Consider the following 15,730-nt stretch of genomic DNA (forward strand, 5'->3'; position numbering starts at 1 on the left):
CATCCACCAAAGAAATATCAGTATCGGCGCTGAAAGAATTAGTATTCCAAAATCAGGCGGGGCTTTCCCGCGCCACGGAACAATTCCATATATCCAGTTGGATAACAGCCAAAGCCCACACCCAGCGAAAAAACATGCCAGCCAAAAAACAAAGCGCGCATTTTCAGGAAAAATAAATGCAACTAGTAGAAAGAACAAAATGAAATCGTATCTCTTTTGCTGAAAAAAGTAATAAACACCAAAGAGAAACGGTATGGTTAGTACGATATTTGAGGTAATGGGAGAAAGGTTTAGTAGGAATAAGCGTCCCAGCCCAGGGATATTAATTGGGAATGAAAACAGGTTTTCCCCACCGTGAGAATTAAAAGCACTCAGAAAAACACTCCAGCCGTGGCGAAGGCCTACGGGAATGATCCAAACGGATGACACCAATAATCCAACAAGCATGGATAAGAAAGAATCCCCAAATATTCTTAACCTGTTTCGGTCTGTGAGGGAAAAGAAAACCATCCATATAAAGCCGAATAGTGCATAAGCAAGATGACTCAAAATCGTAAGGCCAAAGAACAAACCCGTTAGTAAAATGGTTTTTGCTGAACGCTCTTCAATATTCCTTGAAAAAAAATATATGGTTAAGATCGTGAAAATAAAGGCCGGGGCACGCACAATGCCCGATGACCATGTATGGGCAATATACAAGTCAGTAGATGTGGCCGCGAGGATGGCAGTAAAAGCCGCTATCAGCGGTGACTTGAAGAATTTCAAAGACAGTAAAAACATCAAAGCAATGGAAAGAAGGCTAAAAACTGGCGGAAGCCAGCGTAGAAAAAAATAATACCTGCCCGTAAGTTTAATGAAGAAAGCCAGCAGATATAACCCGAATGGCGGATAAGCGAATGGAATCCCTCCCGGCCCATAAAATGGGGATTCAACGGGCAGCAGGAAATTTGCATCAGCAATTTGATTCGCCATTTGGGTAAACAAGCCCGCATAACCCATGGGAAAAACATGGACATTGGCATTCCTAAACATCAAGGGAAGTGAGAATAGAATCGAAATAAATAACAGGCTTTGAGTGGTGGAAGGATCAAAATACTTCTTCATTGAAATTCGTATATTCTCATTTTTCCCCTTTGAGCGATGAAGACCAAACCCAAGGAATCGAGATCAACCTCATCGTGATAAATGGGGGGGAAGAAATCTCCACGATAAAAACTTTGCGGCGAGAGCACAAGGAAGCGAATCCCCTGCTCCTTGCTGGCCTGCGCGAAGGACTCCCATGAGTCATTGGGCAGAAACGGATATTCATCGTTGAAACCCCAGATCCAATCGCCCGACCAGTTGCCGATGAGACGGGATCGATAGGGCATGGTATCGGGAGTGTAAAAATCATAGCGGTCTGCAAAAACCTCATCAGGATTTTTCATGCCATGCTTCAACAAAACCTGCTCAACATTGACCAGGATATTGCGTTCCGCATGGCTGACATTCAAAAATTCGACATCACTAAGTACCCATTGATAGATACTCGGAATTAGAAGCAGCGCGAACAAAGTAAGGCCAGTATTTACCACCCATTTCCTGGATGGTAAATACTTATTGATTGTATCCATGATCGCAACTGGCACAAGAGCAAGGGAGGAGGTATATGCCCCCATGAGTAGGATCAGTCCACGTGCGCTATCGCTCAAGGAGACAGGGATTGCATAGATCACGACAAAGAGCATCGTGAATAAGGCATAACGGGAAGTCCTCCCTTTTGGAGCGAGCAGATAAAGTATAGCGACGATCCAATTGGCGACCAAATAATAACGGAACACATCAAAGTAAGCTTTGAGTGCATCCCTGGGATTGTTCATAATGGCTTCGAGCAGAGAAAAGTTCTTTAATTCCTCTGGCGAGGGGGAGGTCGTCCAGTCTACCCCATAAAAAAATTTGTAAATATTGAAGGCTTGAGCGGTCTCAAAAGCGCCGTGACCAGAAACAATGTTTACTATTATTTGAAATGAGAATAGAAACAGAAAGGCCGTGACCATTAAACCGCGTGAGCGCAAAGGGCGAAGACCTGCGACCAAAAAATAGCCGATAAGCACAGCCAGTGAAGATACGATGGCGTGGGATCGAAACAGGGCTGCCAGCCCTAGTGATACACCAACCATTATTGAGTCTGCATTACTTAATTCATGCTGTGCATCATCAAAATGATTTCGCCAAAGGAGAAAAACCGCGAAAGCGGTAAAAGCAAGGCTGCCTATATCAGGGCTTAATGTATTGGCATTGATGTACACAACCGGAGTTACAACGGAAACGACAACAGCAATGAACGTGGCAAAAAAGGATCGGGATGCGAAAACAAGCGTCGAAACAGAGGCAGTGAAAAGCGCGGCAAGAAGCGCATTGAGAAGATAGGATAACGGGAGTACATAGGTGAATGGAAATTGTCCGATCAAGAAGGCATATCCAAATGGGTAAAACCCATTATAGAGAGACTCTGGCTGAGCCAGAGTCATGTGGCGGCCATAGTAAAGTATCGTCCAATAATCGATCCCCGTTGCGTGAAAGCTTGTATAGTAACCCGAGGCCAGGACAACGCCAAACCCAAGCAGGAAGAACAGGGCAAAAAATTTGCGCATCTCAGGCTTCAACCACAAGGCGGGACTTTCTCCAAACCCAGCTCAATGAAGCGAACAAAGGAATCACCGCAACGATAGCCGCAATATAGGCCATCATGTTATATCCCAACGAAGCGAAGATAAATCCGCTCCCCAAACTTCCAAGCGCGGAAGCAAGGCCGATCAGCAGGTCATTAAAGCCCTGCGTGCGTGCGCGCTCGGATGGAGAAAGTTGATCAGCTAGCAAAGTGGAGCCGCCCACATAACAAAAATTCCAACCGAGGCCGAGCAAAAATAATGCCACACCCAAAGGCAAAACGTCCGGTGAAATTGTGGCGGCGATACATGCGGCGACAAGAGTTAAAGAACCGAACAGAATAACACGCTCGCGTCCCCAGCGGTCCGCAAGCCGCCCGGAGATGATCGAAAACGCAAACATACCAAAGGTATGTGAGGAAATTACGAGTGAAATATCGGGCAGGCCATGATTGTGTTCGCGCATGTGAAGCGAGGTGATGACCATGATCAACACCATCACCATTTGACCGAGCACCATGCTGATGACTGCCACGAACGCCGCGGGCTGACTAAAAATCTGACGCAGGCTTCTGACTTCCCTTGAGCGGATAATCGTATCTGGATATTTTTCTGCGACTTGTTTTCCGATCTCGCGTGGATCGGGGCGAAGGCCGACGAAGATGACAACTGCCGCAACTGCAAACAAGATCAAGCTGACAAGATATGCGCCCGCAAGTTCATCGATTCCCCATGAACCAATCAGTTGACCGGACGGCCCTGCAACGAAGGGACCAACCACTGAGCCAACCGTCCCGCCGATGACCACGTTTGAAATTGCGCGTCCTCGATGTTCGGGCTTGTTCACTTCCGCTGCCGCGAAACGACCAAGTTGTACGGCGGCATTTGCAATACCCATTAAGATCATACCCAGTAGAAAAAATGTGAATGAATGGACCGCAATTGCATAAAAGGCAACGCCAGAACCGATCACACCGGCAACCAGGCCTGCGGTCAAACCGCCGCGCCGACCGATGGCATCAAATACATAGCCCCACATAAAAGCGGCAAAGGCGCCCGCCAGCAAATAGACAGCTGTGGGCAGACCGGCCCAATTTGCATGCTGACTGAGTTCCTTCCCCACTATTGAATTGAGCGTGGATGCCGCAATAAAACCAGCCGAGGCCAGGGATTGCTGTGCAAAGAGTATGCCTGTGATTTTTCGGGCAATGGAATCGAGGTTGTTCATATCATTTCCTGTTTTCAAAGTTAAGCCGAGTATAACAAAACTCACCTCGAAATTTTCATTCGAGGTGAGTAAATTACCACTTGCTTTCCTGTTTTACGTATTCGCCATTACTTCCTCTTCCCCGCTTTCTTTTCCACCACCTTCTCTGCACGTCCCATGGCATCCATTACCGCCACGGAAGCGATCTGCACGATGGTATTCACGTCATCACCCGTTTGCAGAACGTGTACCGGCGCGCCGACCCCAAGCAGGATCGGCCCAATCGCCTTGGCATTGCCCAAACGGGCTAACAGCTTATAAGCGATGTTCGCAGATTCAAGCGATGGGAAAACGAGTACATTCGCATCCTTTACGGCGCTGAATGGATAGCGTTCTTCTGTAATCTCTGGCATCACCGCAGTATCGGCTTGCATTTCACCATCCACTTGCAAGTCAGGTCGGCGAGCTTTTACCAGCGCAACCGCATTGCGGACTTTATCCGAAAGCGGATGGGGTGTGGAACCAAAATTGGAGAACGAGAGGAAGGCCACATGCGGATCGATCTCAAGTTTCACTGCATAATCAGCCGCGAGGCAGGCAATCTCAGCTAGGTCTTCAGCCGTTGGGTCAATGTTCACGGTGGCATCGGTGAACAGGAAAACTTTATCATCCACGATCATGATGTACACGCCTGCCGCACGCGCCGCACCCGCAGCCGTGTGATGGATCTGTAAAGCCGGGCGGATCACCTCAGGGTAATCATAGGTCAGCCCTGAAATGAAGGCATCCGCATCGCCCATCTTCACCATCAATGAACCGAGGATATTTGGCTCGCGCACTTTCTTGACGGCATCATGCATCATTACTCCCTTGCGCTGGCGCAGGTCATAGTAAGATTTGGCATAGGCTCCAAGTTTGCTGTAATTTTCAGGGTCAACCACTTCAGGGTTGTAATCGATACTGAGATTCTTGATTTGTTGATCGATCACATGTTTCCGCCCGATCAACACAGGAGTGGCAATCCCTTCATCCTGAATTTGATAGGCCGCACGGATGATCTTCTGCTCCTCGCCTTCTGCAAAAGCCACACGTTTTGTACCACCCGAAGAACGCGCCTTGTTCTGGAAGAAATATCGAATGCGCTCACCCTTACCCTGGCGATAGGCAAGCTGCTCGCGATATTCATCTATATTAATCGTCTTGCGTGCCACGCCTGTTTGCATCGCTGCCTCAGCCACAGCGGGCGCTTCCCACAGTAACACACGCGGATCAAGCGGAGTCGGCAAAATGTATTCGCGACCAAACTTCATCGCCACGCCGCCATACGCGCGGATGACTGAATCTGGCACATCTTCCTTTGTCAACGATGCTAACGCTTTCGAGGCTGCAAACTTCATCTCTTCATTGATAGACTTTGCGCGCACGTCCAACGCGCCGCGGAAGATGAATGGGAATCCAAGCACATTATTCACCTGGTTCACATAGTCCGAGCGGCCTGTTGCGATGATCACATCCTTGCGCGCTTCTCTCGCCAGCTCTGGCTTGATCTCCGGGTCCGGGTTCGCCATCGCAAAAATGACAGGGTCCTGCGCCATGGATTTAACCATCTCAGGCGTCATTACATTCGCAACCGACAATCCATAAAACACGTCCGCGCCGCGTAAGGCATCTGTCAACGTGCGGGCGTCGGTATCGATCAGGAAACGCTCCTTATATTTATTCATGCCCTCGGTGCGGCCTTTGTAAACAACACCTTTACTGTCACACAGCATGATGTTCTCACGCTTCACTCCCCACTTGATCGCAAGTTCTGCACAAGAAATCGCCGAAGCGCCCGCGCCCGAGATCACGATACGTATCTCCTCATGTTTCTTGCCAACGATCTCCAGCGCATTTGCCAGAGCCGCCGATGAAATAATGGCTGTGCCGTGCTGGTCATCATGAAACACGGGGATATCCAGCATGGCCTTCAATGTCTCTTCGATGTAAAAACATTCAGGGGCTTTAATGTCTTCGAGATTGATCCCGCCAAAAGTCGGAGAGATCGCCGCCACTACTTTAATAATTTCATCTGGGTCGTGAGAATTCAATTCAATGTCAAAAACATCAATATCTGCAAACTTCTTAAATAAAACCCCCTTGCCTTCCATCACAGGTTTGCTTGCCAGAGCGCCGCGGTCACCGAGGCCTAATATCGCCGTGCCATTGGAAACCACCGCCACCAGGTTACCCTTGGAAGTATATTCGTAAGCATCCTCAGGGTTTTTTTCGATCTCCAAAACTGGTTCCGCCACACCCGGTGAATAAGCCAGGCTCAAGTCTCGTTGCGTATCCATCGGCTTGGTCGGTACAATCGCAACCTTGCCAGGCTTGCCTTTTAAACGATGATATTCAAGTGCATCTTCGCGCGTAATTTTAGCCATATTGCCTCCAGTGGAATTTACAACAGGTTGATTATTGCATAACTAGGGAAAAACTACATAGTTCCATTTGTCACGATTTTGATGAATGCTATTACCCCCCTGCCATGAAAAAGTTATGTTAACAAATATCGAAATTCAAGTATAATTAATAAATAATTAGAAACTTCCGCCGCACTTGCGGCCTTTGCCTGAAACTGACTGGAAAATCGCGCACGAACTCTCCCCCAACTTTGGGAGTTATTTAGTGAAGTCTCATTTAGGAAAAACTTGAGAAAACAACTGGCTTCACCCTAAAAATCAAGCGCCGAAACGTGATGTAAGACCTGTCACGCGATTTTGACCTACCCAGATCCCGCCTCCTACGGGACCCGGAAGCTGGTCAGCCACCCAGACATTTTCCACAGCCGAGGCCGTTCAGACGGAAACCTCGGCTGTGTGCGTTTAAAATGAAAAAGATAACCGCCATTGAACCGCAAAAGAACCACAATCGGGTAAACATTTACCTGGATGGAGAGTTCGCCTTCGGGCTGGCACGCATTACAGCCGCCTGGCTACAAAGAGGCCAGGAATTAAGCGATGAAAAAATCGCGCAGTTGCAAGCCGAAGATGCGCGTGAACGGGCACTTCAACAAGCCATGCTCTTCCTAAGCTACCGCGTCCGTTCCGAAAAAGAAATACGGCAAAACCTGCTCAAGCATGAAATCCCCGAGGAGATCATCGAGCAAACGCTCGAAAGACTTCGCGAGAACGGGCTTGCCAACGATAACCAATTTGCCCGCGCCTGGGTGGAAAATCGCAACACCTTCCGCCCGCGCAGTCGCCGTGCACTGACGATGGAACTTCGTCAAAAAGGACTCGACGATGAAACTGTGCAAGCCGCAGTTTCAAATATGGACGAAAATGCCCTAGCCTATGAATCGGCCAGTAAACGAGCACGCAGGTTCAAAGGTCTGGAATGGGGCGAGTTTCGCAAGAAACTATCCGAGTACCTTGCACGACGCGGCTTCCCATATTCCGTGATTGCGCCAGTCGTCACCCAGGTTTGGAACGAGACAAATGCGGAAGAACAACATTTTGAAGATGAGGATATGACATGAGTCCGCTTAACATATTAATCGATATACTGGCGCTCATTGTGGGCGTCATAGCTGGATATTTTTTTCATCGATACCAGGCTGAACGTGCTACAAAGGCAAAACAAGATAAAGCCGATGATATCTTGAAGGTCGCCCAAACACAGGCAAACATGATCGTTAAGGGCGCTCAGGATAACGCCACCAAGATCATTCAGGCGTCTGAATCCGAGATCAAGGAACGCCGCATCGACCTGAATAAGGAAACGGATCGCCTGGAAAAACGCCGCTCTGAACTCGACAGCCGATTCGACAAGATCGAGCAGCGCGAACAAACTTTGAACAAGCGCCAGTCACAGGTTGATAAACGCGCAAACGAGATCGAAAAGCTTTACGAAGATCAAGTGAAAAAACTTGAGCAGATCGCGCAAATGACACAGGATGACGCGCGCAAGGATCTGTTTGCCGCAGTGGAAAAGGAAGCGCGCGGCGATATGGCTCGCATTATCCGCCAGATCGAAACCGAAGCGCGTGAAGAAGGCGAAAAACGCGCCCGTAAGTTAATTGCAGATGCAATCCAGCGTGTGGCCTCTGAACACGTGGCCGAAGTGACCCGCGCTGTGGTTACCCTGCCCAGCGAAGAAATGAAGGGTCGCATCGTTGGGCGCAACGGACGTAACATCAAAGCCTTTGAGCAAGCCGCGGGCGTGGATGTGATCGTGGACGACACACCCGATTCTGTCACCGTCTCCTGCTTCGACTCAGTCCGCCGTGAAATTGGTCGCCGCGCCCTTGCCAAATTAATTTTGGACGGACGCATCCATCCCGCCCACATCGAAAAGATCGTGGAAGATGAAACCAAAGCGGTTGAGAAGATCATCAATGAAGCCGGTGAACAAGCGGCCTTCGATGCCAACGTCACCGGCCTGCACCCCGAAGTATTGCGCATGATGGGCCGTTTGAAATTCCGCACCTCATACGGGCAGAACCAACTTGCCCACGCGGTGGAAGTTTCCAAACTGGCAGGCATCCTTGCCGCAGAACTCGGCGCCAATGTGGAGCTTTCCAAACAAGGCGGCTTTTTGCACGACATCGGCAAAGCCATGGATCATAACCAGGAAGGCACTCATGCCGGCCTGGGGGCGGAATACTGCAAACGCTATGGCGTCAACCCGATTGTTGTGAATGCCATCGCTTCGCACCACCATGAAGTTGACCAGGAAACTGTTGAAGCTGTCATCGCTGAATCAGCAGACGCTATATCAGGCGCACGTCCCGGCGCACGCCGCGAAGACCTGGAAGCCTATATCAAACGCATTCGTTCATTGGAGGAAATGTCCATGTCCTTTGAAGGCGTGCAACAAGCCTTCGCCATTCAGGCTGGTCGTGAAGTCCGTGTGCTCGTCAAACCAGATTCGATTGACGACCTGGCATCTGCAAGGCTGGCGCGTGACATTGCCAAGAAGATCGAAGAGACCATGCAATACCCCGGTCAGATCCGCGTAACGGTGATCCGCGAAACAAGGTCTACAGAGTACGCAAAATAGACATAAAGTCCCCTTGTGGGATAACGCCTTACAAAGAGGTTACGAGTGAAATCCCCCATCTCTAAAGATGCTACAATCATGGGAATGAAGATCGGTTCCCAGGTGCATCTGAAAAGGTGGGGGATTGTGTTGGGGCTGGTTGTTGGCTACCTGTTAATATTCCCACCGCTGGAACTTGCGTTCGGCCCTGCCCTCACTACTATGGTTGCATTGCCAGTAGCAGTGATAACATGGCAAGTTGGTTTGGTATGGGGATTGATTGCCAGCCTTCTTGGAGTTTTATTCAATGTAAGTTTCCTCGTGCTAGTTGAAAAATTCGATCTGAATACCTTGCTGTACCTTGGGCTTATTCCTCGGCAGTTGATGTTGATCGGAATGGTGGTCATCGTTCACCTTCTGCGCAAACAGATGGATAAGTACGCTCACTCCGGGGTTGCATCCCAATCCCGCGAGCAGTACCTCACCCTGCTGAACGACATGACGCGTGCCATTCTGCTTTCAGGCGATATTGATTCAACCCTACGTCAACTGGCCGGGGATATGGCGAACCTGATCAACGCTGACGATTGCTACATCACCCGCTGGGATGAAGAAAAGCAAATGACCATTCCCACAGCTACCACCGCAAAACTGGAAACGCCCTATTCCACAAACAGGGCCAGCGCCAATACACTAACCATGACCGCCTCCGTATTGAAAGCGGCGCGCGTGCTGGCAGCGGATGACGTGTTCAACACGCCCTACATCAGTCTTGAAGTGGCGAATCGATATCCTGCGCGTTCCGTGTTGGGTATTCCCTTGATCGCCCGCGACTATAAACTGGGAGCGGCGATCATCGCTTTTAATTCCCCGCATCATTTCACTTCCGAGGAGATTGATCGGGCGGAACATGCCGCCAAGCACATCGCTGTGGCCCTGTGGAATGCTCAGCAGGATTTTGAATTGAAAAAACGCCTGCAGGAAACTGATGCCTTTGCAAAGATCGCCCTCGCCCTCAGTGAAACGGAGCGAATCGGTTTATCAAACGTCCTGCAATTGATCCTCGATTTCGCAAAGCAACTGATTCCAGGTACAGAACAGGCCGTCATTCACTTGCTCGATGAAAAAAAGGATTTTCTTAATCCCGAAGCGTTGATCGGATATGAAAATTCAGAGGAGGGAAAAAGGAGGATGCGTCTCGGCGAAGGCATCGCAGGGCAGGCGGTTTTAAGCGGAGAATCCGTTAATATTGCAGATGTAGACATAGATCCTCGATTTGTAAAACTGAATCCGAACTCCACTGTTCGCTCCCTGATGGTGGCGCCCATTCGGAGCGGCGCCAAAATATTGGGGACGATCAGCGTGCAAAGCAGAACCCCGAATGTGTTTACACAACACGAAAAATCTTTGTTGAGCAAACTGGGAATCCAAGCAGCCATCGCCATTGATAATGCACATTTGCTGGAAAGCACACAACAGGCACTCAAGGAAACAAACGCCTTATACCGCATCAATCAGGGGTTGGCGGCACTAAACGCCGATGAATTGCTGGAAGATGTAGTTGAGCTATTACAGAAAAATTTTGGCTATTATCACGTTCAGGTTTATGTTCTCAACCCAGAGACAGGGGGCTTTGTTGTGCAGGCAGGCAGTGGAGAGATCGGCAGGAAGCTAAAAACACAACGCTTTAAGTTAAACCTAGGGGCGGGGATCGTGGGCTATGCGGCAGAAACCTTACTCCCCTTTTATACGAATAACGTGGATGAAGTTGTATTCTTTATCAGAAACCCGCTCCTGCCGGAAACAAAATCAGAGCTGGCTGTGCCGGTAAAAATTGGGGAACAAGTCCTTGGGGTATTGGATATTCAACAGGCGCCCCCAAATATATTCTCAAACCGAGACCTGCAACTGGTTGCAGCCGTGGCAGATCAACTGGCAATTGCCCTGCAAAAAGCAAATCTGTATAAAGACTTGCAAACCTCGCTTCAGCATGAAAAAGCCGTGCGCAATCAACTGGTTCAAAGTGAGCGTCTCGCTATTATGGGGCGCTTGCTGGCTTCCGTATCGCATGAGTTAAACAACCCTTTGCAAGCCATCCAAAATGCGTTGTTCCTGATAAAAGAGGAAAAAGGCATCTCCAGCCAGGGGCGGCAGGATTTGGATATTGTGCTGGCCGAGTCCGAACGCATGGCAAATATGATCGAACGTCTGCGCACTACCTATCGGCCAATCCAGATCGAGGATTTCCAGCCGACTCAAATTAACAGCGTAATCGAAGACGTTCACGCATTGATCGCAACTCATTTAAGAAACAAAAAGGTCGCTTTTGAATTTCAGCCAGATCCCGAAATACCGGTCATACCGGCGTTGTCAGACCAGATCAGACAGGTGGCGCTCAACTTAATAATGAACGGAGCGGAGGCCATGTCTGACGGTGGTGTCTTAACTGTATGCACCGATTTCCTGAAAGAAACTGATGAGGTGCTGTTCACTGTTTCAGATACAGGCAGCGGCATCGATCCTTCCATCCTGCCAAATATCTTCGATGCTTTTACAACCAATAAACAAAGCGGCACAGGGCTTGGGCTCGCCATTTCACACGACATCGTGATTAGGCACGAGGGCCGCATCAGCGCAGAAAATAATCCCGAAGGCGGCGCGGCCTTCAAGGTATGGCTGCCTGCAAAAAGCAGGGAGATCAAATGAAGGTTACGGGCACGATCCTCATCATAGACGATGAAGCGTCGCTGCGCAAAACGCTGGCACGCATCCTGCAGCAGGCAGGCTTTGAAGTGACCACTGCCGAAAATGCAGAGCAGGGATTGGCCTTCCTGAAGACCACAACATTTGACCTGGTCTTCACAGACCTGCGCATGCCCGGCGTTCAGGGCCTGGATGCGTTAAAGTTGATTCACACAAACTACCCAACCCTGCCTGTCGTTCTGTTCACGGCACAACCGGATGTAAATTCGGCAGTGGAAGCACTACGGCACGGCGCCACCGATTATTTATTGAAACCATTAAAACCAGAAATCATCATAGAACGCACCAGAACCATTCTTTTGGATCAACACAAGGAAAAACGGAAACGCGAGATCGTGCTTCAAATTGAAGCGCTTCAAAATGAATTGAAAAAACTCGAAGATGTTAATGCCGTAGATACCGCATCCTCCCAACTCATCACTGCAGGTTCAAGCCGCTTTATCAAACGCGGCCCATTTGTGCTCGACCTGCACGCCCGCCGCATTACTGTGAACGAAGAAGTCGTCAACCTGCCTCCCACTTCCTTTGATTATTTGCTGGTACTTGTGCGCCATGCCCCGGATGTGGTGGATTATCAAACACTAGTGGCCGAAGCTCAGGGGTATCAAGCCGATATGCGCGAGGCGCAGGAACTTACCAAGTGGCATATCCATCAATTAAGGCAAGGCATCGAAAAAGATGTGCGTAATCCCACGTACTTGTTAAATGTCCGCGGGATAGGCTACCGCCTCGTGGCAGATTAAGTAAGATGCATCCGCTCAAAGGGCTGATTGGCCCATTGGATAAAAACCCGCTTCCCGTCTGAACTGGAAGCGGGTTTTTCGTCGCAGGCTTCCCAACTTTTGCCAACTCTTCTAGCCTTAACCCCATCGTTCCAAAGGGGTTATCTGGATGAAAATGTCAGCATGACAACACTAGCGGCATCCAAGGAAAACTCTGTCGGTATCCTGGTTGTGGATGATCACCCCAATACGGCATCCATGCTGGCACGTGCGCTTTCCCAGTTGGGGAATGGCGTGCAGGTGACTTCGGCCACAAGCGGACTCGATGCGCTTGCCAAAGTAAAAGACAGCCACGTGGATATTCTGATCACTGACATGATCATGCCTGAAATGACAGGGTTGGAATTAATTGAAAAATTGCAAAACCATCCTGGCGGGCGGCCATCCTACACTTATCTCGTCACTGCCTATGATGTGCCCGGATTGAAAGTGACCGCGCATCGTTTAAAAGTGAATGAGGTGATCGTTAAACCTGTGCGCCCTGAACGCATTTGTCAGATCGCCATGCAGGCCATCGAGGAAATGCGGCAGGCAACACACTCACCCAAACCAGCCGTGGCGGGGAAAAAGAAATTCAAGATCCTGGTGGCAGATGACAGATCTGATAATGTAACCCTGCTTGCCCGTTATCTGGAATATGAGGGATACGATCAGATCACGGCAGTGGATGGCCTTGAAGCCTTGAATAAAGTACGTGATGAATTGCCAGACCTGGTGCTGTTGGATGTGAACATGCCGCACAAGGATGGTTTTACAGTGCTCGGAGAAATCCGCGCAGATGCGGCAGTGGCGCATATCCCGGTCATCATACTGACCGCTGCAAGACTCGATCCTTCGGATGTGCAATCAGGCTTGAACCTGGGCGCTGATGATTACGTAACCAAGCCCTTTGACCGCCACGAATTGATGGCACGCATCCGCACAAAACTGAGAGTGAAGGAAGCAGAAGATATCATCCGCCGCCGCAACCGCGAGTTGAACCTGCTGCCTGAGATCGGCAAAGAGTTAAGCGCGCGGTTGGATATTAAAGACCTCGCCAATGTTCTGCTCAAACGAACGGTGGAAACATTGGGAGCCAATCAGGGAAATATGGTTATCCTGAATGGGGATAAGGTTCGGGACAATTATCAGGTATCCCTATTCTCAAGCCCTGGGACTGAACTAAATCTCTCTGAAAATCTGGTTAAACATATTGAGGATACGCATCAGGGTCTGATCATTGAAGATGCGGCATATCATTCGCTTTGGCAAAAAGACACGAACACAGCCATTCGCTCGGTTGTGATCGCGCCTTTATATGGGCGTCACAGCCTGCTTGGTCTGCTCATCCTGACACACGAGCAGGAATACTATTTCAATATGGATCATTTATTGCTCCTGCAAGCCATTGCCAGCCAGGCGGCTATTGCAATTGAAAATGCGCGCCTATATTCTGAAATGGCACAGGAACAAAAACGCCTTACCGCTGTATTGCAATATGCGGCAGAGGCGATCCTATTATTTGACGGACAGGGGAAACTAAGCCTGATGAACCCGGCTGGAGAGAAGTTATTTACAGATTTCAAGGCAAACATCAACCAGCCTCTTCCAAATGGGCACGGATATGACTCATTCATCCACCTGCTTGAAGATGCGCGCACTTCGCACGTCGCCAGGTCAGGCGAGATCGTTTGGCCCGATAAGCGTACCTTTATGGCTCTCATCACCCCGATTGAAGACAGCGGTCAGGTTGCCATTTTGCATGATGTCAGTCACTTCAAAGAGCTTGAACAAGTGAAGAATGAGTTTATCGCTACTGCTTCGCACGACCTGAAGAATCCGATCACGAGCATCACCGGGTTTAGCACATTATTAGCGCAGGCGGGGCCGCTCAATGAACAACAACAGGATTTCGTAAACCGCATCAAAAGCGCTTCACAAACCATGACCGACCTGGTTCAGAATATGATGTCGCTGGCACAGATGGATTTGGAGGCCACACAAAAACATGAAGCAATCGAGATGTCTTCTCTGATCGCAGAAATGATCCATGAATTTACTCCGCAAGCCCGCGAAAAAGAACAACGACTAAATTGCACGGTCCCACCTTCATCCCTGACTGTAAGCGGCGACCCATTGCAATTACGCCAGTTACTCCGCAACCTGATCGGCAATGCAATCAAATACACGCCAAAAGGTGGGAACATCAGCGTTGAGGCATCATTATTACAAGGTGAAGTTGCCATCCATGTTAAGGACAACGGCCAGGGTATTCCCGCATCAGATTTGCCTTTTATTTTCGACCGTTTCTATCGTGTGCGTGGCAACCGATCAGCTGAAATCGAAGGGAATGGACTGGGGCTGGCCATCGTCAAATCCATAGTGGAACAGCATAGGGGTCAGGTAAGCGTACAGAGTGAAGTTGGGAAAGGCTCAATTTTCAGTGTTTCGCTTCTTGCTTAAAAAATACAAATTCCTAATTCAAACATAAACAACAAGGAGATTTAGATGAAAAAGAATTACTTTCAAATCGTTGGTATTTTGGTCATTATCGCATCGCTATTCATCAGTGGTTGTGGAAATATCCCCGGAGTCCCCCCTTCAACGCCGGAAAGTGTGAATGTGCAATTAAGTTGGTTTCATGGCGTGGAATATGCAGGATTTTACACAGCCCTGGAAAAGGGTTATTACACAGAAGAAAACATTAATGTCATCCTTAATGCTGGAGGTCCTGAGATTAACCCAATTGACGAAGTGCAAGCTGGCAATGCCCAATTCGGCATTACCAGCGGCGACAGCATTATTATCGCAAAAACAAAACAGCAGAACTTTGTGGCAGTGGCGACTATTTTCAAGGAAAACCCGTTAGCTATTACATCGCTAGCTAGAGACAACATCCAAAAACCAGAGGATCTGGTTGGAAAAACCGTAGGCGTTTATTCACTCGACCTAAGCAACTTCTTCGACCTCCCCTTTCTGGCATTGATGAGCCGCACAGGTTTGGAACGTGATTCTATGAATTATGCTCTCATCGAAGATTTTCAGGGGGCCAATGAAATCAAGGCAGGAAACATGGATGCCATGAGCGGTATGTTCGCAACAGATCAGCAGGTAATGGCTCAGGATGCAGGTGACGATTTGAGCTTCATATATTACAAGGATTATGGCTACGATGTTTATATCAATACGATTTTCACAACCGACGAGTTCAAACAAAATAACCCCGATCTAATTGGCCGATTTGTAAGAGCTACCATGAAAGGGTATCAAAATGCGCTTGAAAACCCGGAAGATGCCGCGGCTTTTGCGGTCAAATATGACGAAACACT

The 15,730-nt window shown here is 49.0% G+C and carries 10 protein-coding genes; 6 read left to right on the forward strand and 4 right to left on the reverse strand.

The annotated features are described in order from the left end of the window. From AC14M5_RS12985 to AC14M5_RS13000, 4 genes are all read right to left on the reverse strand, one after another. Positions 1-1,104 (reverse strand): ArnT family glycosyltransferase (locus AC14M5_RS12985; protein WP_484030097.1); only part of this gene is annotated, 1,104 nt, incomplete at its 3' end. Further along, the gene (locus AC14M5_RS12990; RefSeq protein ID WP_484030098.1) at positions 1,101-2,633 is read right to left on the reverse strand and encodes a hypothetical protein; all 1,533 of its coding nucleotides are present in this window, start codon (positions 2,631-2,633) and stop codon (positions 1,101-1,103) included. The genes AC14M5_RS12985 and AC14M5_RS12990, both read right to left, overlap by 4 nt. A gap of 1 nt (position 2,634) precedes the next feature. Beyond that, complete coding sequence (locus AC14M5_RS12995) at positions 2,635-3,876, reverse strand: MFS transporter (protein ID WP_484030099.1); 1,242 nt, start codon at positions 3,874-3,876, stop codon at positions 2,635-2,637. Positions 3,877-3,983: 107 nt separating this feature from the next. Beyond that, complete coding sequence (locus AC14M5_RS13000) at positions 3,984-6,278, reverse strand: NADP-dependent malic enzyme (protein ID WP_484030100.1); 2,295 nt, start codon at positions 6,276-6,278, stop codon at positions 3,984-3,986. Positions 6,279-6,724: 446 nt separating this feature from the next. Between AC14M5_RS13000 and AC14M5_RS13005 the strand changes: the two genes are divergently transcribed. From AC14M5_RS13005 to AC14M5_RS13030, 6 genes are all read left to right on the forward strand, one after another. Further along, a complete protein-coding gene (locus tag AC14M5_RS13005) occupies positions 6,725-7,375 on the forward strand; it encodes a RecX family transcriptional regulator (protein ID WP_484030101.1) in 651 nt (216 codons plus the stop codon). Beyond that, the gene (gene rny, locus AC14M5_RS13010; protein ID WP_484030102.1) at positions 7,372-8,898 is read left to right on the forward strand and encodes a ribonuclease Y; all 1,527 of its coding nucleotides are present in this window, start codon (positions 7,372-7,374) and stop codon (positions 8,896-8,898) included. The genes AC14M5_RS13005 and rny overlap by 4 nt, the downstream gene beginning before the upstream one ends. A gap of 45 nt (positions 8,899-8,943) precedes the next feature. Next, the gene (locus AC14M5_RS13015) at positions 8,944-11,583 is read left to right on the forward strand and encodes a GAF domain-containing protein (RefSeq protein ID WP_484030103.1); all 2,640 of its coding nucleotides are present in this window, start codon (positions 8,944-8,946) and stop codon (positions 11,581-11,583) included. Beyond that, complete coding sequence (locus AC14M5_RS13020; protein ID WP_484030104.1) at positions 11,580-12,383, forward strand: response regulator; 804 nt, start codon at positions 11,580-11,582, stop codon at positions 12,381-12,383. Before AC14M5_RS13015 ends, AC14M5_RS13020 begins: the two co-directional genes overlap by 4 nt. Before the next feature lie 162 nt (positions 12,384-12,545). Further along, positions 12,546-14,864 (forward strand): response regulator, encoded by a 2,319-nt coding sequence (locus tag AC14M5_RS13025; RefSeq protein ID WP_484030105.1) that lies wholly within the window; start codon positions 12,546-12,548, stop codon positions 14,862-14,864. Between the two features lie 45 nt (positions 14,865-14,909). After that, positions 14,910-15,730: ABC transporter substrate-binding protein (locus tag AC14M5_RS13030; protein ID WP_484030106.1), on the forward strand; the 821-nt coding region annotated here is incomplete at its 3' end.

The sequence above is a fragment of the Candidatus Villigracilis sp. genome, assembly GCF_057083605.1.